This is a genomic window from Pantoea allii (assembly GCF_002307475.1).
In the GTDB taxonomy this organism is placed as follows: Bacteria; Pseudomonadota; Gammaproteobacteria; order Enterobacterales; family Enterobacteriaceae; genus Pantoea; species Pantoea allii.
This window is the reverse complement of sequence record NZ_NTMH01000036.1, coordinates 280,492-299,854: the sequence shown is the minus strand read 5'-3', so window position 1 is coordinate 299,854 and position 19,363 is coordinate 280,492. Positions and strand designations below refer to the sequence as shown.

The 19,363-nt window shown below is 53.4% G+C and carries 15 protein-coding genes; 13 read left to right on the top strand and 2 right to left on the bottom strand.

Annotation, left to right across the window (positions count from 1 at the left end; all coding sequences use genetic code 11):
- Positions 1–203: 203 nt before the first annotated feature.
- From proB to fdnI, 11 genes are all read left to right on the top strand, one after another.
- Positions 204–1,307 carry a glutamate 5-kinase gene (proB, locus tag CMR03_RS16435; protein WP_096012050.1) on the top strand — a complete coding sequence of 368 codons (1,104 nt, stop codon included), beginning with the start codon at positions 204–206 and terminating at the stop codon, positions 1,305–1,307.
- A 9-nt stretch (positions 1,308–1,316) separates the two neighbouring features.
- Positions 1,317–2,570: a glutamate-5-semialdehyde dehydrogenase gene (gene proA, locus CMR03_RS16430; protein ID WP_063878561.1), complete on the top strand. Its 1,254-nt coding sequence runs from the start codon at positions 1,317–1,319 to the stop codon at positions 2,568–2,570.
- Between the two features lie 359 nt (positions 2,571–2,929).
- Complete coding sequence (locus tag CMR03_RS16425) at positions 2,930–3,661, top strand: S24 family peptidase (RefSeq protein ID WP_063878562.1); 732 nt, start codon at positions 2,930–2,932, stop codon at positions 3,659–3,661.
- Positions 3,662–4,083: 422 nt separating this feature from the next.
- Positions 4,084–4,362 (top strand): transcriptional antitermination N peptide, encoded by a 279-nt coding sequence (locus tag CMR03_RS16420; RefSeq protein ID WP_063878563.1) that lies wholly within the window; start codon positions 4,084–4,086, stop codon positions 4,360–4,362.
- 198 nt (positions 4,363–4,560) lie between these two features.
- A complete protein-coding gene (locus CMR03_RS16415; protein WP_063878564.1) occupies positions 4,561–5,028 on the top strand; it encodes a lysozyme family protein in 468 nt (155 codons plus the stop codon).
- Positions 5,025–5,372 carry a DUF7940 domain-containing protein gene (locus tag CMR03_RS16410; RefSeq protein WP_063878565.1) on the top strand — a complete coding sequence of 116 codons (348 nt, stop codon included), beginning with the start codon at positions 5,025–5,027 and terminating at the stop codon, positions 5,370–5,372. Before CMR03_RS16415 ends, CMR03_RS16410 begins: the two co-directional genes overlap by 4 nt.
- Positions 5,369–5,659, top strand: coding sequence for a hypothetical protein (locus tag CMR03_RS16405; protein WP_096012049.1), 291 nt, complete (start codon positions 5,369–5,371; stop codon positions 5,657–5,659). The genes CMR03_RS16410 and CMR03_RS16405 overlap by 4 nt, the downstream gene beginning before the upstream one ends.
- Before the next feature lie 199 nt (positions 5,660–5,858).
- The gene (locus CMR03_RS16400; protein WP_096012048.1) at positions 5,859–7,607 is read left to right on the top strand and encodes a glycosyl hydrolase family 28-related protein; all 1,749 of its coding nucleotides are present in this window, start codon (positions 5,859–5,861) and stop codon (positions 7,605–7,607) included.
- A gap of 279 nt (positions 7,608–7,886) precedes the next feature.
- Complete coding sequence (gene fdnG / locus CMR03_RS16395; RefSeq protein WP_096012047.1) at positions 7,887–10,937, top strand: formate dehydrogenase-N subunit alpha; 3,051 nt, start codon at positions 7,887–7,889, stop codon at positions 10,935–10,937.
- Positions 10,938–10,948: 11 nt separating this feature from the next.
- Entirely contained in the window at positions 10,949–11,833 is an 885-nt protein-coding gene (fdxH, locus tag CMR03_RS16390) for a formate dehydrogenase subunit beta (RefSeq protein ID WP_096012046.1), read from the top strand.
- On the top strand, positions 11,826–12,485 hold the full coding sequence (gene fdnI / locus CMR03_RS16385; protein ID WP_063878568.1) for a formate dehydrogenase-N subunit gamma: 660 nt from the start codon (positions 11,826–11,828) through the stop codon (positions 12,483–12,485). The genes fdxH and fdnI overlap by 8 nt, the downstream gene beginning before the upstream one ends.
- Before the next feature lie 1,453 nt (positions 12,486–13,938).
- Here fdnI and dhaR read toward each other — a convergent pair.
- On the bottom strand, positions 13,939–15,855 hold the full coding sequence (gene dhaR, locus CMR03_RS16375) for a dihydroxyacetone kinase operon transcriptional regulator DhaR (RefSeq protein ID WP_096012064.1): 1,917 nt from the start codon (positions 15,853–15,855) through the stop codon (positions 13,939–13,941).
- Between the two features lie 101 nt (positions 15,856–15,956).
- Positions 15,957–17,054, bottom strand: a complete 1,098-nt coding sequence (locus CMR03_RS16370) for a glycerol dehydrogenase (protein ID WP_096012044.1) — start codon at positions 17,052–17,054, stop codon at positions 15,957–15,959.
- Positions 17,055–17,643: 589 nt separating this feature from the next.
- Between CMR03_RS16370 and dhaK the strand changes: the two genes are divergently transcribed.
- Together dhaK and dhaL are read left to right on the top strand one after the other, a co-directional pair.
- Complete coding sequence (dhaK, locus tag CMR03_RS16365; RefSeq protein ID WP_063878570.1) at positions 17,644–18,714, top strand: dihydroxyacetone kinase subunit DhaK; 1,071 nt, start codon at positions 17,644–17,646, stop codon at positions 18,712–18,714.
- Between the two features lie 10 nt (positions 18,715–18,724).
- Positions 18,725–19,357: a dihydroxyacetone kinase subunit DhaL gene (dhaL, locus tag CMR03_RS16360; RefSeq protein WP_063878571.1), complete on the top strand. Its 633-nt coding sequence runs from the start codon at positions 18,725–18,727 to the stop codon at positions 19,355–19,357.
- The last annotated feature ends 6 nt before the right edge of the window (positions 19,358–19,363 follow it).

Sequence of the window (19,363 nt, the reverse complement as noted above, 5' to 3'; positions counted from 1 at the left end):
AATGAAAAAGTTTGTAAAACACGGACTTTTTACCGATCAATGATGAACTTTTTATGACAATTTTGATGTTTTGTTGTTAATGGGGAACTTTTGGTCTAATTGACGCTCTGCGAAATTTGCAGTTTTTCCCTTACAGGCTGTTGGCTTCCCTCACTGCACCTGTTAAAAAGTCCGTTCACAGAAATTTTTTACGGCAGGACAACATGAGTGGCAGTCAGACCCTTGTGGTCAAATTGGGTACCAGCGTTCTTACCGGCGGTTCACGTCGGTTAAACAGAGCGCACATGGTGGAATTAGTGCGTCAGTGCGCGCAACAGCACGCCGCCGGCCATCGTATTGTGATTGTCACCTCTGGCGCGATGGCAGCCGGTCGTGAACATCTGGGTTACCCCGAACTGCCGCCGACCATCGCCTCAAAGCAGCTGTTAGCTGCGGTGGGGCAAAGTCGTCTTATCCAACTGTGGGAACAGCTGTTTTCCATCTACGGCATTCATATCGGTCAGATGTTACTGACCCGCGCCGATATGGAAGATCGCGAACGCTTCCTGAACGCGCGTGATACCTTGCGTGCCTTGCTGGACAACCACATCGTGCCCGTCATTAACGAAAATGACGCCGTTGCCACCGCTGAAATCAAAGTGGGTGACAATGACAACCTCTCTGCGCTGGCAGCAATGTTGAGCGGCGCGGACAAACTGCTTTTGCTGACCGACCAGCAGGGACTCTTTACCGCCGATCCGCGCAATAATCCGGATGCTGAATTAATCAGCGATGTTCATATCATTGATGACGCGTTGCGTGCCCTGGCGGGCGATAGCGTATCAGGATTAGGCACGGGCGGGATGTCGACTAAACTCCAGGCTGCAGATGTCGCCTGCCGGGCCGGTATTGACGTGATTATTGCTGCGGGCAGCCGAAGCGACGTCATTAGTGACGTAATTGCGGGCAAGCCGGTGGGCACCCTGTTTCATGCTCAGCAAACGCCGCTTGAAAACCGTAAGCGCTGGATTTTTGGTGCGCCGCCGGCCGGTGAGATCACCGTGGATGACGGCGCGCTTGCCGCGATTATTGAGCGCGGCAGCTCACTGTTGCCTAAAGGTATCCGCGATATTCAGGGCAATTTCTCTCGCGGAGAAGTGATCCGTATTCGCAGCCTGCAGGGGCGCGATATCGCCCACGGCGTCTCGCGCTACAACAGTGACGCGATGCGCATGATCGCAGGCCACCACAGTCAACAGATCAGCGACATTCTGGGCTATGAGTACGGGCCGGTTGCGGTACATCGTGACGACATGATCGTCAGCTAAGGAACGAATATGCTTGAAGAAATGGGTAAGGCGGCGCGTGCCGCGGCCTGGGCAATGGCGGATCTGTCTGCAGCCGAAAAAAATCAGGTTTTACTGACGATTGCTGACCGACTTGAAGCGGAAAGCAGCGTTATTTTGACCGCGAATGAGCAGGATCTGGCTGAGGCGCGGCAGAACAAAATGAGTGAGGCATTGCTCGATCGTCTGACCTTAACGCCTGCACGCCTTAGCGCGATTGCCAGCGATGTTCGCCAGGTCTGCCAGTTAGCCGATCCGGTCGGGCAGGTGATGGATGGCGGTCAGTTGGATAGCGGGCTACGGATTGAGCGCCGCCGGGTGCCGCTGGGCGTGATTGGCGTGATTTATGAAGCGCGTCCAAACGTCACCGTGGATGTCGCCAGCCTGTGCTTAAAAACCGGTAACGCAGCCATTCTGCGCGGTGGGAAAGAGACGTGGCGCACCAATGCGGCTACGGTGCGGGTGATTCAGAACGCACTCCAGCAGCACGGTTTACCGGCGGCAGCGATTCAGGCTATCGAAAATCCGGATCGCGAACTGGTGAATCAGCTACTTAAACTGGATCGTTACGTGGATATGCTGATTCCGCGCGGCGGGGCGGGTCTGCATAAGCTCTGTCGCGAGAACGCGACCATCCCGGTCATTACCGGTGGGATTGGGGTTTGTCATATTTATATCGATGAGACGATGGAAATCGCACCAGCGCTGGACATCATCGTTAATGCGAAAAAGCAGCGCCCCAGTGCCTGCAACTCTCTGGAAACGTTGTTGATTGACACCGCGATTGCTGACCGCTTCCTGCCCGCTTTTACTGCCCGCATGGCTGAAGAGAATATCCCTCTGCATGCCGATGCCAATATTCTGGCGCAGCTGCAGCAGGGGCCGGCCAGCGTTACTGCCGTGCAACAGGGCGACTATGACGATGAGTGGTTGTCGCTTGATCTTAACGTCAAGCGAGTCGCAGATATGGATGAGGCGATTGCGCATATTCGTATGCACGGCACGCAGCATTCAGACGCTATCCTGACCCGCAGCACGCAAAACGCGGCGCGTTTCGTTAAGCAGGTCGACTCTTCTGCCGTGTACGTAAACGCCAGTACCCGTTTTACCGACGGTGCCCAGTTTGGTCTGGGCGCAGAAGTGGCGGTCAGTACGCAAAAACTGCATGCCCGTGGTCCTATGGGGCTGGAGGCGCTGACCACCTACAAATGGATTGCCTGGGGTGATGATACCCTGCGTGCATAACGGTATTTTTTAAACAAACGGGGGCCCATTCAGGCCCCCGTTTTTTTTCATGCTGCTTTTTTCCGCACCACTCAATGGTAGAGTTTTCCCGCCGTTGATGGCTTTTTAAGCGGTGGGGATTATTTTTTACTGCGGGGATGAGTCGGACGCGGTGCAATTTTTTACAAAAGATTGCTGAAAGGTGAGACGGTACGCGGCTTTGCTCCCTGTTTTATGGTTCGCTGTGCGATAAAACTGTAAATAATAATCAGAAATGCTTAGTAATGCGGTTAGGTAGTAAACTGGCGGTAATATAAAATGAACTGGTAGCAATAATGAAAATAACATTCAGCTCCTCTTCAATGGTCGATTATTAACTGATGGTTAAAAAAGAGAGTACCCGACAAGCTTTCACCGCCAGGCTGATAGCCGCTTGTGAAAGTGCGGGCATTACAGGACACGGACGCAACAAACAGGTCGCCTGCGCGTTACAACGCCAGGGTTGTAAGATTTCAGCGCCGGGCGTGTGGAAATGGTTTAACGCTCAGTCTGTGCCTGATAATGGCAATTTACTGGCGCTCAGCCAGCTGCTTGGCGTGCGGGTAGAGTGGTTGCAATATGGTATGGATCAGCATCCAGAACCTTACCCGCTTCACGACGTCCCCTGCCAAAAAAACACCTTCCGCGTGAACAGTTTTGATTTAGGGCAGAAGTCAGGCGCAGGTCTGCCTGTGGGGGATGATTTTGTCGAAACCATTCAGGCCATCGAATATGGTCAGGATGAAGCCCGGGTGTTGTTCAGCGGCCGTCCGGCAGATCATATTCGATTAATTGCGATCAACAGCGATGCCATGTCCGACACCTTTGCACCACGCGATCAGCTGTTTGTGGACATAAGCGTCCAGCAGTTTGACGGCGACGGTATCTATATTTTTACCCTGGATGAACAGCTGTATCTCAAGCGGCTGCAACTGCAACACAAAAGAATTGCCGTCATATCAGATAATAAGCGTTATGAAACCTGGTATCTGGACCGGAATGAGGCGGGGAATTTAAACGTGCTGGCAAAAGTCATTATGAGTCAGGCCGGGCAGTATCACATTCTGGGATAGACAATTCAGCAGGCTGGGACACCTGTAAGGCAAAAAAATAATCGGTCTAAATTCAAAAAGTTAACTTATGGTAAAAAATAAATTAACCAGTGGTGTTTGATAAAGCATAAGAACCTGTTAATAATTTGAACATGGATGAAAGAACGTGTTACCACATGGATGAAACGCTCTTAAACAATTGAGGCGCTGCACAAGCGCGAATCAAACCCCCCAAAAGCCAATGAGCTTTGGGATGGGGTGGATGCGCATAATGCAGCGTCGTCAGATGCCGCCTGTACCCTTTTGCTGACCCTTCCACCTGACTGATTATTCAGCCGGGAGGAGAGCCTGTGAACACCATTCAGCGACATTCGAGCTTGTTCTTCAAACCCAAAACGCTCGCCTGCCACCCTATCGCCAAAGACTCATTCACAGGAGGAGTTATGGCGATAATTCATTATGGCAAAAGCGTTTTTATGGGCAATGCACGTACCCGCCGTCATCAGCGGCGTCAACCTCTCAACCGTCTTAAACAAAGCATTGACGAAGCACTTAACTACCCACCCGAAACGCGTCCTTTGCGGCGTGCTGAACAAATTTGTCAGCGGCAGGTTACCCCAGCGGTCGATCGTGCTGTAACCGCGCCGCGCCTGAGAAATAAAGACGTCTCCGGTTTTGATAACTGTTGTCTGCCCCATGTTCATCTTTACGCGGTTCGCTGAATCGTGTGACCGCTGTTGATTCACTGCCTGTCGCAGGTAACGCCATCCTTCCTTCCTGAGCCTGACCTTCGCGCAAATGCTTTAGTGCTGCTGCACCTTTAATCGCAATTCCCACTGCGTTTATCTCTGGCACTAATCAGTTTGTTTTATGTTTTCCCGCACGGGATGGTTTGCCTGCACCCTTACTAAGGAGTTTTTATGAGCCAGATTATTGCAATTCTGAATTTTGAAGAAGGTTACGCTGAAATGCCTTATCTCGACACCCTGGGGTTCCCCACGGTCGCTGCCGGCATCCGGATTGGCCCTAAAGGCGCATCGTTAAGCAATTATGTCCTGCGGGTGCCGCGCCGCGTAGGCGATGTCTGGAAGCAATGCATTCTGGAAAACAAGATGACAGATATGCAGAGTCGCGCTCCCCTGAAACAGGTGCTGGCAAAGTGCAATGATGCGCGTACCGACGTGCTGTTGAGCATGGCGTACCAGTTGGGCGTTGATGGGGTTTTACAGTTTAAAAATATGCTCAGCGCAATCGCTCGTGAACACTTTACGGAGGCGGGCGATGCCATGCTTAACAGTCTGTGGGCACGGCAAACGCCCGGTCGAGTGAGACGTCATGCTGACGTTATGCGCAGCGGTAACTATGACGTTTATCGGGGGCTGTTATGAGATGGCTGTTTTTTATTATCGCGGTATTAGTTGTCGTGATTATTCTGCTGTTAATGCAGCGCTTCACCACGCTGCAGTTTGTTTCTCACGCCAAATTGTTATTTAAAACCTGGTCTGTATGGCTGGCTTCGCTGGGGTCAATGCTCAGCGCCTGGGTTCAGTCATTTCCGTCGTCTGCGCTGAATGCCTGGCAAACGCTGCCTGACGATGTGAAGAGCATCCTTCCCCACAATTACCTTGGTCTCATCGGCGCCTTCATGGTGGCGATGGGCGTCATCGCGCAATTTGTTCGCCAGAAAAACCTGCTGAATGAAAAGCGCCCCAGCAATAAGGAGACATCATGACGTTTATTTCTCTGTTTACCAGCGGCTGGCACGGGCTGGCGGCGATGGGTGCACTGATCATCGCCGTCGTTGCCAGCTACATGGGAGGTAAGAAGATCGGCAAGGTGCAACAGCAAGCCCGGTCGGAAGCCGACAGCGCCAGGCAAGAGGCAAATCGCATGGCGAATGTTACTCATCAACAGCAACGCAATAGTGAGGAGGCGAAGCGTGTGGCGACTGATAACCTTAATCTTGATGACGCTGCTGCTCGCGACAAGCTGCAGCAGTCCAAATACCACCAACCTTAAACCTGCCACCTACAGCGATTCAGCCTGCATTCTCTTTTCCCCCATCTACACCCATGGCGATGACGCTCACAAAGCAGATATTCGCACCGTGCGCGCCATTAACAGCCATAACGATTTATGGGATGTCCTGTGTGGTCATTCCGCTGCCAAAGATTATTTAACTTTCTGATTTACAGCCTATTATCCTGAGGAGGATATCATGATTGAAGTTAACTCATTTGCTGAGCTTCGTACGACCATGCCGTCAAAACCAGGTGAAATTGCCGTACTGAAACGCTACTACGATAAAGATTCCAGCTTTCGTGGCGGCGGCGATTTTGTGGGGTTTACCGGCACCACAATTTTAAAAGATGATGGCGGTACGGTAGCCATAGGAAACGGCTTCTACTGGAAGCGTTCAATCAACGATCCGCGAGAAGTGAACATCCTGCATTTTGGTGCAAAGGGCGATGGCGTCACGGATGACACCGATGCGTTTAAACGTATTCTCGGTTGGTCACAAACTTACAGCCAGAATATGAAGGGATTGCCGGTACGTTTCCCTGGCGGGCGCTTCCTGATTATGCCCATGGACTTGAGTGAGACGGAAATCCCCTTCTTTGGTCTGGCCGGGGACGATCTGGCGCTGGGTTCTCTGCCCGGCACCACCATTGTGTCAGATAAAAGTGCCAATACCCTGTTCAAAGTTCAGGCTCGGCGTAGCACCATTCGCGGGATTACCTGGGACGGACAGGCCAGTGCCGATACTGTCACCAACACGGCAACCATTACCCCTGAAATGTGCAGCAATGTTCAGCCGTTTTTTGAAAACAGTTGTATGGCAGGGCAAATCGTTAATATCAGCTGCTTTAGGGGGCAGCGCAGCGGCGGAACCATCTTTAAGCTGCAGGACACACTCGACAGTAAGTTTGAGCAAATCTATACCAATACCACCTACTCGCGCGTTTTCGATATCGGCTGGTCAGGTTCACCCAAAGGCGTCTGGGATCACTCCACAGCCATTGAGTTATGTAATGCCAATTTCCAGACGGGCTATGGCGATGCCACGCTGTATATGCCGCGCATGACGCAGGCGATCATGCGCAACGTATGGATCGAACATACGCGCAATCCCGGCGATTTGTCCGATGGCGGCTGGACCATTGATACGCTCAATGTCGAGAACTGTAGTGCGCCATTGATACTGAATAATGCACGCGTGGTAATGCGTCATATTAACCTGCAGTCAGGCTCCAAACTCAGTCAGGATCTGGTCGGGGGGAAATGGCTTTCCACCTTTGAGTATGGTTACCGTCGTGACGAGAACTACGGCACCTTTATGAGTGGTTCGCTGCGAGCAGGATACTTTAGCGGCTACAAGGTGGTGAATAACACCGAGACGGATAACTGGTACCGTCTAGGTCAGGTGTTTTTCCCGTCACCCAATCAGCAATGGGTCATTGAGTTGATCGGTAAAGCGGATAACACCACGCCTTCGGGGACAGCAGGATCGCCCATCAACATGCCCGGCACCGGGAAGACCTGGATCAACCTGCAACGACTGGATACGGTCTGGGCTGATGCCTGTCATATGGGGCAGCCAGCGGTCATTGATATCCGCTACAACCGGGTGGGCACCACCTATGCTGGCGTGTGGGTTAAGCTAAGAGCCAACAGCGGCGAAACCATGTTTAACCTGAAAACCACCGGACCAACGCGCTTTGATACGGGTTCCTGTTCCCTGTTTCAAAGTGATATGTCGCTGGTTGATGACGTATCGAAGGTGGGAACGCTCAAGCCAGCGGCACGCTTTGGGTTGCACAATGGCGTGGCAGGGCTGGGAGCCAATGAAAAAGGCGTGGTGACTCTCGCTACGGCGGTGGGCACACCGACCAACAAAACGACGCCGACGGGTTTTGTGCTCATCAATATTAACGGTACCGATCGTAAGGTGCCTTATTACGATTAACGTCGGCAACCCTACGCGAGGCTTCGGCCTCGCTTTTTTTTGCGTTGTGCCCAGCATTGTGCGGCTCTCAGGCTTCTCGTCACTGTGAGCACTCTCTGAGAGCGTGCCGCAGATAGCGCAAAACAGCTTCTGCACCCGTTTTAATCAACACTGCGATCGGGCTTAACAAATAGAATATTGCGCTGCATCAATAACCATACAGAGTCAATGGTTTTAGGGGCTAAATAACCTTATAGTCTGTGCAACTTTTCGTTGTTGTTCTTTTACTCTGGAGGCTACATGGAACTCAGCCGAAGAAAATTCTTCCGCATCTGCGCAGGTGGCCTGGCCGGAACCACTGTTGCATCTCTCGGATTTTTATCCTCTTTCTCTTTGCAGGCAGCAACCCGTCAATACAAACTGATAAAAGCGAAAGAGACACGCAATAACTGTACCTACTGCTCTGTCGGCTGCGGCATGTTGATTTACAGCCTGGGCGACACCGCTAAAAACGTGAGAGAACGTATCTACCACGTAGAGGGCGATCCGGACCATCCGGTCAGTCGTGGCTCGCTCTGCCCGAAAGGAGCCGGTGTACTGGATTATATTCACAGTGAAACCCGTTTGCAGTACCCCGAGTATCGTGCGCCGGGATCAAACACCTGGCAGCGCATCAGTTGGGATGAGGCCATCAACCGCATTGCCCGTCTGATGAAAGACGATCGCGATGCGAATTTTATCGAGAAAAATGCCCAAGGCGTCACGGTTAACCGCTGGACCACTACGGGCATGTTGTGCTCCTCGGCGGCCAGTAACGAGACGGGCATGCTCGATGGTAAGTTTGCCCGCAGTTTAGGCATGACCGCGATAGACTGCCAGGCACGTTTGTGTCATGGGCCCACGGTGTCTGCGCTGTCTCCAACGTTCGGCCGCGGCGCCATGACCAATAACTGGGTCGATATCAAAAATGCCAACGTTGTGCTGGTTATGGGGGGCAATGCGGCTGAAGCGCATCCGGTAGGGTTTAAATGGGTTATTGAGGCGCAGACTAAAAATGACGCCACGGTGATTGTGGTGGACCCGCGTTTTAACCGAACCGCCGCCGTTGCCGATGTCTATGCGCCGATTCGCGCCGGTTCGGACAACGTGTTCCTGCTTGGCGTCATCCGCTACCTGATTGAACATGACCGTATTCAGCATGAATATGTCCGGCATTACACCAATGCCAGCCTGCTGATTCGCGATGATTACGCCTTTGATAACGGCTTGTTCAGCGGTTTTGACGCGGATAAGAAGCAGTATGATAAATCCAGCTGGTTCTATCAGCTCGATGAACAGGGAAATGCGCGAAGGGATACCACACTGCGTCATCCGCGCTGTGTGTGGAATCTGCTTAAAAAGCACGTCGAACGCTATACGCCAGAGATGGTGAATCGATTATGTGGGACCTCTGTCGCTGACTTCACCCGTATCTGTGAAATGCTCGCCAGCACCAGCGTGCCGAATCGCACAGCAACGATATTGTATGCGCTGGGATGGACTCATCACTCTTCCGGTGCGCAAATTATCCGGGCGGCGGCCATGTTGCAGCTGCTGCTCGGCAATATCGGTATGGCGGGCGGCGGTATTAATGCGCTGCGCGGTCACTCGAATATTCAGGGCTATACCGATCTGGGATTGCTGTCGACCAATCTGCCGGGCTACATGCCTCTGCCTTCAGAGCATCAGCCAGATTATCAGACCTATATTTCACAGATTACACCGCCTGCACTGGGGGTTAATGAGGTGAACTACTGGCAGAACACGCCGACGTTTTTCGTCAGCATGATGAAAAGCTTCTGGGGGGAACATGCCACTGCGGAAAATAACTGGGGCTATGACTGGTTGCCGAAATGGGATCGTCTTTATGATGTGATGACACAGGCCGAATTGATGCTGGAGGGCAAAATCAACGGCTATATTGTTCAGGGTTTCAATCCGCTTGCTGCCTTCCCCGATAAAAACAAATCGTCTCGCGCGCTTTCAAAGCTCAAATATATGGTGGTCATCGATCCGCTGGTAACAGAGTCTTCCAACTTCTGGCAAAACCACGGCGAAATGAATGATGTTAAGCCAGAGACGATCCAGACCGAAGTCTTCCGTTTGCCATCATCCTGCTTTGCCGAAGAGAACGGATCGATTGTGAATTCCGGCCGGTGGCTACAGTGGCACTGGGCGGCGGCAGAGCCACCGGGCGAGGCATTACATGATGGTAAAATTCTGGGACGGCTCTTTATGCGATTGCGAGAGCTTTACCAGCAAGAGGGCGGGGCTAATCCGCAGCCTTTACTCAATCTCAACTGGAATTATAACGATCCCTACGATCCGCATCCCGAAGAGCTTGCCCGTGAGGCAAATGGTATCGCGCTTCAGGATCTGTATGACGCAGAGGGTCGCTTAATCGCGAAAAAAGGGGAGCAGCTCAGCAGCTTTGCCCAGCTTCGTGATGATGGATCTACCAGCAGTTACTGCTGGATCTACTGCGGCAGCTGGACGGAGCAGGGTAACCAGATGGCGAATCGCGATAACAGCGATCCTTATGGGCTGGGCTGTACGCCAGGATGGGCATGGTCGTGGCCAGCCAACCGCCGGATTCTGTATAACCGGGCCTCTGCCGATCCGTCCGGTAAGCCCTGGGATGCAAAACGCGCACTGCTGCACTGGGATGGTCAAAAATGGGCAGGGATGGACGTTGCGGATTATAATGCGTCTGCGCCAGACAGCCATGTCGGGCCATTTATCATGAACCCGGAGGGCGTTGCACGCCTGTTCTCGATCGACAAAATGAATGATGGCCCTTTTCCGGAGCATTATGAGCCGGTTGAATCACCCATTGGAACGAACCCACTGCATCCAGCGGTCATCTCCAGCCCGGTAGCGCGTATTTTCAGTGACGATATCGCCAATATGGGCAAAGCCGATGCGTTTCCCTATGTCGCCACCACCTATTCCATTACCGAGCTGTTCCGCCACTGGACAAAGCACGCCCGGCTTAACGGCATCGTGCAGCCTGAGCAGTTTATTGAGATTGGCGAATCGCTGGCCAATGAGAAAGGTATTGCCGCAGGGGACATGGTTAAGGTGATGTCTAAACGCGGCTATATCAAGGCGAAAGCCGTGGTGACAAAGCGTTTGCAGACGTTAACGATCGACGGAAAACGTGTAGATACCATCGGGATTCCCTGCCACTGGGGATTTGAAGGTGCAACGCGCAAAGGCTTTCTGTCCAATACGTTGACGCCATCGGTGGGTGATGCCAACTCACATACGCCAGAATACAAAGCGTTTCTGGTCAACATTGAGCGGGCGTAAGGAGGGAACCCATGTCTATGCAATCTCAGGATATTATTCAACGCTCGGCGACCAACAGCGTAACGCCGCCCCCGCAGGCGCGGGACTTTCAGGCCGAAGTGGCAAAACTTATCGACGTCTCCACCTGCATTGGCTGCAAAGGCTGTCAGGTGGCTTGCTCAGAATGGAATGATATCCGTGATGAAGTCGGTCACTGCACGGGTGTCTACGATAATCCGATGGATTTAAGTGCAAAATCCTGGACGGTAATGCGCTTCAGCGAAACTGTGCAGGAGGGCAAACTGGCGTGGTTAATTCGCAAAGATGGCTGTATGCACTGCGCGGAACCGGGCTGTCTCAAAGCCTGCCCTTCTGCTGGCGCGATTATTCAGTACGCTAACGGCATCGTGGATTTTCAGTCTGAGCATTGTATCGGTTGCGGTTACTGCATTGCCGGTTGCCCGTTCAATGTGCCACGGCTGAATCCCGATGATAATCGCGTTTATAAGTGCACGCTCTGTGTGGACAGGGTGAGTGTGGGTCAGGAACCGGCTTGTGTAAAAACCTGCCCGACAGGTGCCATTCAGTTTGGCAGCAAAAAAGAGATGTTGAGCGTGGCAGACGCGCGCGTGGCACAGCTTAAAAAACGTGGCTATGCCCATGCGGGTATCTATAACCCACCAGGCGTCGGGGGGACGCACGTGATGTATGTTCTGCACCATGCGGACAAGCCAGAGCTTTACCACCATCTTCCCGCCGATCCAAAAATCGCTACGCCAGTTAATGTATGGAAGGGCGTGCTCAAACCGCTTTCCGCTGCGGGATTTATTGCGACCTTTGCCGCGCTTATTTATCACTATGTGGGCATAGGGCCGAATAACGAGACGGATAATGAAGAGGAGAACGATCATGAGTAAGCGCAACATGATCCTGCGTACCCGATTTATCGACCGCGCCTGCCACTGGACCGTGGTGATCAGCTTTTTTCTGGTTGCGCTTTCCGGCCTTGGGCTGTTTTTTCCAACACTACAGTGGCTCACTGCAACCTTCGGCACACCGCAGATGGGACGGATTTTACATCCGTTTTTTGGTGTACTGATCTTCGTGTTGTTGATGGTGATGTTTGTGCGCTTTGTTCGTCACAACATCCCAGACAGGCAGGATATGCCGTGGATAAAAGGCATTGTCGAAGTGCTCAAGGGCAATGAGCACAAAGTGGCCGATGTAGGTAAATATAATGCAGGCCAGAAAATGATGTTCTGGGCCATTATGTCTTTGATCGTGGTGCTGGTGGTGACGGGCATTATTATCTGGCGACCTTACTTTGCGGCGTATTTCCCCATCACGGTTATCCGCTGGAGCCTGCTGATCCATGCCGCAGCCGCGATCGTGCTGATCCATGCCATTTTGATTCATATCTATATGGCGTTTTGGGTTAAAGGCTCAATTACCGGGATGATTGAGGGTAAAGTCAGTCGTCGCTGGGCGCGGAAGCACCATCCGCGTTGGTATCGTGAGGTGGAGGCGACGGAGAAGGCGGCGGTGGAGACCGCCAGGCGGTGTCGATAGCGGTTTTGCAATGGTTCGGCCCGCGAGGCGGTGGGGATAGGGTTTTGCTCCGAGCATATTCCGCACGGGCCGAGCGCTACGGTTTGCACTGAGTATGTTCCGCCCGCCAGGCGTCGGGGAATTTCAGCCTGCCCGTGCAGGCGTTCGGGTTAAGGGGCTCGCGCCAGCCCCTTAACAATCCCGGCGTCCGGCAGCCGTCGCTGTCCCTTCGTCACTCACTGCGGCCTGACGGACCGTCCGGATGCGCCCTCCATGGCGCAGCCGTCCTCGTCGCGGCGTCCCTGCCGCGCCGTCCTGGCCTCCGTTCTTTCCTCAGCGCGCCGGATGCCTCCGGAAAACCCTCGCCTGTGGGAACCTGTTTTTTATTTGGTGCGGCTTTGCCTGAGGATTTGTATTGAATGGGTTTTGCCCGCCGGGGGGATTTGTGGTTTTGCACTAAGCATATTCTGCCCGGCAGGCGGTGGGGATGCGGCTTTGCTCTGAGCATGTTCCGCCCGCGAGGCGGTGGGGACACCGTTTTGCACTGAGTATGTTCCGCCCGCCAGGCGTCGGGGAGTTTCAGCCTGTCCGGGCAGGCGGTCGGGTTAAGGGGCTCGCGCCAGCCCCTTAACAATCCCGGCGTCCGGCAGCCGTCGCTGTCCCTTCGTCACTCACTGCGGCCTGACGGACCGTCCGGATGCGCCCTCCGTGGCGCAGCCGTCCTCGTCGCGGCGTCCCTGCCGCGCCGTCCTGGCCTCCGTTCTTTCCTCTGCGCGCCGGATGCCTCCAGCAAACCCTCGCCTGTTAGGGCTTATATTTTTCCGAAATACTGCTTCGCCTGTTATTAACATGCGTAATCAGAACTGAAGACAGGGAAGCCTGACGAAAATGAAAAAATGAACAGCAATAAGATGTGAAGCTTTTCTGGCATCTGAAGCGATGTTTTCTGACATCTGAAGCGACGCGGAAAGTAGTTTTGGCACAGGTATCAAAGCGGGGGAGTGGGCCGGCCTTCCCGTCCCGCTGAGCGGATGCAGGATTTCCGGATGAGCCGACAGGACGTCGGCGAAAGTCAGGCCGCGCCAGGGACGGCGCGTCCTGACGGTCCGGCAGAAATCCTGAAGCCGCGAAGGGACCGCGCAGCGGCGGGTGGGCAGGACGGGAGCCCGGGGTCAAGGGGCCGCGGCGACTGGCGGCCCCTTGTCGGTCGCCCGCACGGGGCGGACTGAAACTGCCCGCCGCCCGGCGAGCGAAACCTTCTCGGAGCTTTATGACTGAACGCCGCTCAGGCTGGCAACCCGGCAGCCCGGGGTCAAGGGGCCGCGGCGACTGGCGGCCCCTTGTCGGTCGCCCGCACGGGGCGGACTGAAACTGCCCGCTGCCTGGCGAGCGAAACCTTCTCAGAGTTACATGACTGGATGCCGCCCAGGCAGGCAAAGCCATGAACAGCCCCCCACTCAGGCTAATTCCCCCACTATTTCTGCCTGAACTGGCTCGCATCAATGGCATAGCGTTTCATCTTTCGCCACAGGGTCGTGCGTCCAATATTCAACAGATTCGACATCTCCTGCACCCGACCGTGGGTAACACGGGCGGCATGAATAATGGCTTCTTTTTCAATCGCGCTAAACGATAAATTATCCGGTAATAACGAAGAGGACGTTTCGCTATAAGGCTGTTCAGCGAATAAAGACTCAGGCAGGTTACTCAACCGAATGTGACCGTGCTCGCTACTGATAGCGATATTCTCAATGACGCTGTTTAATTCAAAATCATTACCCGGCCAGCCATAGTTGACTAACCTTGCCATCGCGTCGTTATCAAGTTTAAACCGGGATGAAAACTGTTTTTCCAGTCGGCGCAGGCGGTGAGTGACTAACGTGGGAATGCTGTTACGCCGCGCCCGTAAAGGAGGAATAACGATTTCAAACGAATGCAGAGCGTAATAGAGCTGGCGGCTAAAACGATTTTGTTCCACCCGTTGTGCTAAATCGACCGACGTGGTGGCAATGATCTTCACATCAACGGGGATTAACCGCTGTGCCTCAAGACGCGTCAAAACCCCTTGCTTGATCACCTGTAAAAGAATCGATTGCAAGGCAGGAGCCAGATACTCAATTTTATCCAGAAACAACGTACCACCGTGTGCCAGCTCAAGACGACTCAGCCGACCATTTTCCTCCTCGCTGGGCGCATTACCGATAAAATCCTTCCCCAACGTGCTGTCGGCATATAACTGACAGTTAACGGCAATATAGGGCCCGCTCGCCCGGTCACTTTCGTTATGAATAGCCTGACTCAGCAGCTCTTTGCCCACGCCTTCTTCTCCACTCAGCAGTACGGGAAAGCTGCCTTTGGCGGCCTGACGACCAAAATGTATTAAACGCCGCGTGTCCGCATCCTGTTCTGGCATCTGTTCAAAGGTGTGGCTGACCTTTCCCAGTTGGCGAGTCATCAGTTGACGAACCTGCTCAACAGGATGGAGCAGTAAAATAAAGCTGTTGCCCTGAACTTCAACAATAGGCTTCAGGGTAATCACCGCATCAACAAACTGATGCTGGCTCTCAAAGGTGACTTCCACATGCTTTAATCCCTGCGCCTGCTTAATTGCCCGGCGCAACAGGGCGGGCAGGGTAATAAGGTCAGCAATGTTCCTCCCCTGACTGCTTAAGGCATCCAGATGCAGCAGCCGGGCTGCCTGTGCATTCAGAAATTGCAGAACGCCTTGCTCATTCCATGCCATAACACCATCATCCATGCTCTCCAGCAGGCCATAAAGCTGGTTCAGATGGCGGTTGGATTCGGCTAATAAATTGTCTGTTAATAGCGAATTACCCACTTCCCGGGCGATAGACAGCGTGAGGGAAAGATCAGAAGACGCCTGATCCTGACGCAGACAGGCCAGCGCGATAGAGCCAAATAAACGGCCATGATTATCAAATATCGGGGTTGAGCAGAAAGACCAGGCATGGAGCGCCCGTTTAAAGTGATGTTCGCCGTGGGTTTTTACTGGCTGGCCTTCTAAAGCCGCCAGCGACAGGGCGCAGGTACCAATGATGCTTTCAGCACAGTAGCTGCCGTCGTGCAGACCTAATGCCTCAAGCTGCATCAGCGTCTGTGCATCACCACAGCGGTTCAAAATACAGGCGGATTCATCCAGGATAAACAGGGCACAAGGCCGGTTCTCCATGTACTCCCACGCATCCTCAAGTGTTGCCTGACCAAGGGTGAGTAAGGCGGTTTTGCGCCGACAAATTGATTCGTAGGTTAATCCCTGCGCCTGATGTGGCGTTTGCCAGTTATCCCGCTGCATATATTTACTGCAACGCTGCCATGACTGAGTGATCACCGCAGAAACGTCCTTATCGCTATCGGGAGTTAACGCTGTCATATCCATTTCCGCTAAAAGACCATAGAAAATCCCCTTAGCAGACGCGGCCAAGGGGAAGTTGGTGCCCTTACTGATTGGGCCAGCGGTTTACCGGTGACAGATTAACGCGACAGCCACTGCTGTCCCAGCAGGTCGGCAGTGATAATCGCCGCATAAACGCTGTCTGGTGTAACCGGGAACGGCATGTTGTGGATGGTTTCCCCTTCCACACAGGCCGCGTCGGCAACCGCCCGAATTTTTTTCTCGATATCCTGTTTCACGCCCATCTGCCCCAGGGTAACAGGCAGTCCTACTTTCTGGCAGAAGGCCAGCACGGTTTCGATCTCTTCTGTCGGGCTGTTCTGCAGAATTAACTGTGACAGCGTACCGAAAGCGACCTTTTCACCGTGGTAAAGATGATGGCACTCCTCCAGCACGGTAAACGCATTGTGGATGGCATGCGCAGCGGCAAGGCCACTGCTTTCAAAGCCAATACCGCTGAGATAAGTATTGGCTTCAACAATACGTTCCAGTGCCTCTGTCACCACACCAGCCTGGGCCGCAAAGCGTGCCTTTTCGCCCTCAGCCAGTAGCGTGTCGTAGCACAGTCGCGCCAGGCTTAACGCGGCGGCGGTGGATTTGCCGCCTGCCATGCTGGTTGCGCCAGAGTCATAACACGCTTTTGCTTCAAACCAGGTCGACAGGGCATCGCCCATTCCTGCTACCAGTAAGCGTACCGGTGCTTTAGCAATGATCGTAGTATCCATCACCACCATATCGGGATTTTTGGGGTAGATCAGATACTCTGCAAACTCACCGGTTTCGGTATAAATCACAGACAGTGCGCTGGTGGGCGCATCGGTTGACGCGATAGTGGGAATCACCACCACAGGCAGTTTGAGATACCAGGCAATCGCCTTGGCAGTATCCAGCGTTTTACCACCGCCTAAGCCGATCACGCCACGACAGCCGTTCTGTTCTGCTAACGCCATCAGGCGGTCGATTTCAGTTCGGCAACATTCCCCGCCGAAGCGCTCTGCATGGCAACTGACGTCATGGTCGGCAAGGCCGCTCAAGACCTTATCGCCCGCCAGTTTCATTACAAAATCATCTGCAATCACAAAAAAACGATCGGCCAGATCCTTTGCATACTGACCAAAGGACAGGGCGGCATTGGGTCCCTGAATATATTTGGCTGGAGACTGGATAATTTTTGGCATTCCTTTCACCCTCAAGTAAGAACATGTTCGCATGGTGTACGCTGGCGTCTCTCTCTGGCTTAACTGGACATGAAAGCCGGATGATGGCCGACGTCGCTACTCACTCTACGATCGACGGTGGGGTGAAAAAGTTTTGCGGGCAACGTTCTTATATGGAACACCTTGCCGCCCTCCATGTTTCATACTGGAACAATAAACCACGGTAAAAAGTGATGTTGCGATCGGGATCGTCCCCGGCAATGTTAAAATGGCAAAACGATACCGCGATAAGCGCGGTTAAAACGCCAATGTCATAGCCAGCCCAAAAAATCGTGCTTAGTCAGTGGGATTTGCCTGTCACCACGGGAATCATTACCTGCTTTGCCTCTCATTTTTACCCGATAGCCGCGCATGATGTTTCATTATGGAACATAAAAATCATCATATTGTTCCGTTATGAAACCCTTCTGGCTGACATTTTTTTTATCCTGAACTCCCTGAGAATCAGTGCATCGACGAGCGGCCTCCCGCCGTCAGGATTTCCCAACAATCGGGTTGTCTTTGCCTCAGGCACAGACGACAGCACACCGCCTCCGACGGAGCATGAATAATGAAAAAGCTGATTAACCGAGTGGAAGATGTATTGAGTGAACAACTTGCAGGATTGGCGCTGGCCCATCCTGAACTGACGCTTCATCAGGACCCGGTATGTATGACGCGAGCCGATGCGCCTGTGGCAGGCAAGGTTGCGCTGCTTTCCGGCGGCGGCAGCGGTCATGAACCAATGCACTGTGGTTTTATTGGCCATGGCATGCTGTCCGGTGCCTGTCCCGGCGAAATCTTTACCTCGCCCACGCCAGACAAAATGTTTGAGTGCGCCATGAAGATTGACGGCGGTGAAGGCGTGCTGATGATTATCAAAAATTACACTGGCGACATCCTCAACTTTGAAACGGCAACCGAGTTACTGCATGAAAGTGGCGTAAAAGTGACGACGATCGTTGTGGATGATGACGTTGCCGTCAAAGACAGCCTGTATACGGCGGGACGGCGTGGCGTAGCGAACACCGTGCTGATTGAAAAACTGGTGGGGGCCGCCGCAGAGCGAGGCGATTCACTTGAGGCCTGCGCTGCGCTGGGGAGAAAACTCAACAATTGTGGTCATTCCATTGGCATCGCACTGGGTGCCTGCACCGTGCCTGCCGCAGGAAAACGCTCGTTTGAACTCCAGGATAATGAAATGGAGTTTGGTGTGGGGATTCATGGTGAACCCGGTATCGATCGCCGCACCTTTACTTCGCTGGATAACACCGTCGATGAGATGTTCGAAACTTTGCTGGAGAATGGCACCTACAGCCGCACATTGCGTCACTGGGATTTAAACGCCGGCGCCTGGCAAGAGGTGCAGCAAAGTAAGCAGGCCTTGACGCGCGGCGACAACGTCATTGCGCTGGTCAATAACCTGGGCGCGACGCCGCTGTCAGAACTATATGGTGTTTATAACCGCCTGGCGCAACGCTGTGAAGAACATGGCATCACTCTCGCACGGAGCCTGGTGGGCAGTTACTGCACGTCACTGGATATGGTGGGCTTTTCCATCACGCTGCTGAGTGTGGATGATGATTCTCTGGCGCTGTGGGATGCGCCGGTTCATACACCTGCCCTGAACTGGGGCCATTAAGGAGTTCGACATGTCACTTACCCGCTCCCAAATTGTGCGTTGGCTTTACCGTTGTGGCGAGGTTTTTACCCGCGAAAGTGATTTTCTTACCGGCCTGGATCGCGAAATCGGCGATGCCGATCACGGCTTAAATATGCATCGTGGCTTCAGCAAGGTTGTTGAGAAACTGCCTTCTATTGAAGATAAAGACATCGGTTTTATTCTCAAAAATACCGGTATGACGCTGCTCTCAAACGTAGGAGGAGCCAGCGGGCCGCTGTTTGGTACGTTCTTTATTCGTGCGGCTCAGGTTACCCAGGCGCATCAGAGCCTGACGCTGGAAGAACTGTATCAGATGATACGTGAGGGCGCAGAAGGGGTGATCAACCGCGGCAAAGCTGAGCCGGGTGATAAAACCATGTGTGACGTCTGGCTCGCCGTGGTGGAGTCACTGCGTCAGTCCAGTGAGCAGAATGTGTCGCTGAGTGCAGCACTGGATGCCGCCTGCGAACAGGCAGAGTCAGCCGCCCAGTCCACCATTACGATGCAGGCCCGTAAAGGGCGCGCCAGTTATCTGGGCGAGCGCAGTATTGGTCATCAGGACCCTGGGGCAACCTCGGTCATGTTCATGGTGCAAATGCTGGCCGCCGCCGCCCGGGAGTAAGGAGAA

Bases quoted from the DNA above. Each gene is read 5' to 3' on its own strand.
- dhaL (WP_063878571.1), top strand. From the start codon at position 18,725: ATGTCACTTACCCGCTCCCAAATTGTGCGTTGGCTTTACCGTTGTGGC.
- CMR03_RS16400 (WP_096012048.1), top strand. From the start codon at position 5,859: ATGATTGAAGTTAACTCATTTGCTGAGCTTCGTACGACCATGCCGTCA.
- CMR03_RS16410 (WP_063878565.1), top strand. From the start codon at position 5,025: ATGAGATGGCTGTTTTTTATTATCGCGGTATTAGTTGTCGTGATTATT.
- proA (WP_063878561.1), top strand. From the start codon at position 1,317: ATGCTTGAAGAAATGGGTAAGGCGGCGCGTGCCGCGGCCTGGGCAATG.
- CMR03_RS16415 (WP_063878564.1), top strand. From the start codon at position 4,561: ATGAGCCAGATTATTGCAATTCTGAATTTTGAAGAAGGTTACGCTGAA.
- CMR03_RS16405 (WP_096012049.1), top strand. From the start codon at position 5,369: ATGACGTTTATTTCTCTGTTTACCAGCGGCTGGCACGGGCTGGCGGCG.
- CMR03_RS16425 (WP_063878562.1), top strand. From the start codon at position 2,930: ATGGTTAAAAAAGAGAGTACCCGACAAGCTTTCACCGCCAGGCTGATA.
- CMR03_RS16420 (WP_063878563.1), top strand. From the start codon at position 4,084: ATGGCGATAATTCATTATGGCAAAAGCGTTTTTATGGGCAATGCACGT.
- fdxH (WP_096012046.1), top strand. From the start codon at position 10,949: ATGTCTATGCAATCTCAGGATATTATTCAACGCTCGGCGACCAACAGC.
- dhaK (WP_063878570.1), top strand. From the start codon at position 17,644: ATGAAAAAGCTGATTAACCGAGTGGAAGATGTATTGAGTGAACAACTT.
- fdnG (WP_096012047.1), top strand. From the start codon at position 7,887: ATGGAACTCAGCCGAAGAAAATTCTTCCGCATCTGCGCAGGTGGCCTG.
- CMR03_RS16370 (WP_096012044.1), bottom strand. From the start codon at position 17,054: ATGCCAAAAATTATCCAGTCTCCAGCCAAATATATTCAGGGACCCAAT.
- dhaR (WP_096012064.1), bottom strand. From the start codon at position 15,855: ATGACAGCGTTAACTCCCGATAGCGATAAGGACGTTTCTGCGGTGATC.
- proB (WP_096012050.1), top strand. From the start codon at position 204: ATGAGTGGCAGTCAGACCCTTGTGGTCAAATTGGGTACCAGCGTTCTT.
- fdnI (WP_063878568.1), top strand. From the start codon at position 11,826: ATGAGTAAGCGCAACATGATCCTGCGTACCCGATTTATCGACCGCGCC.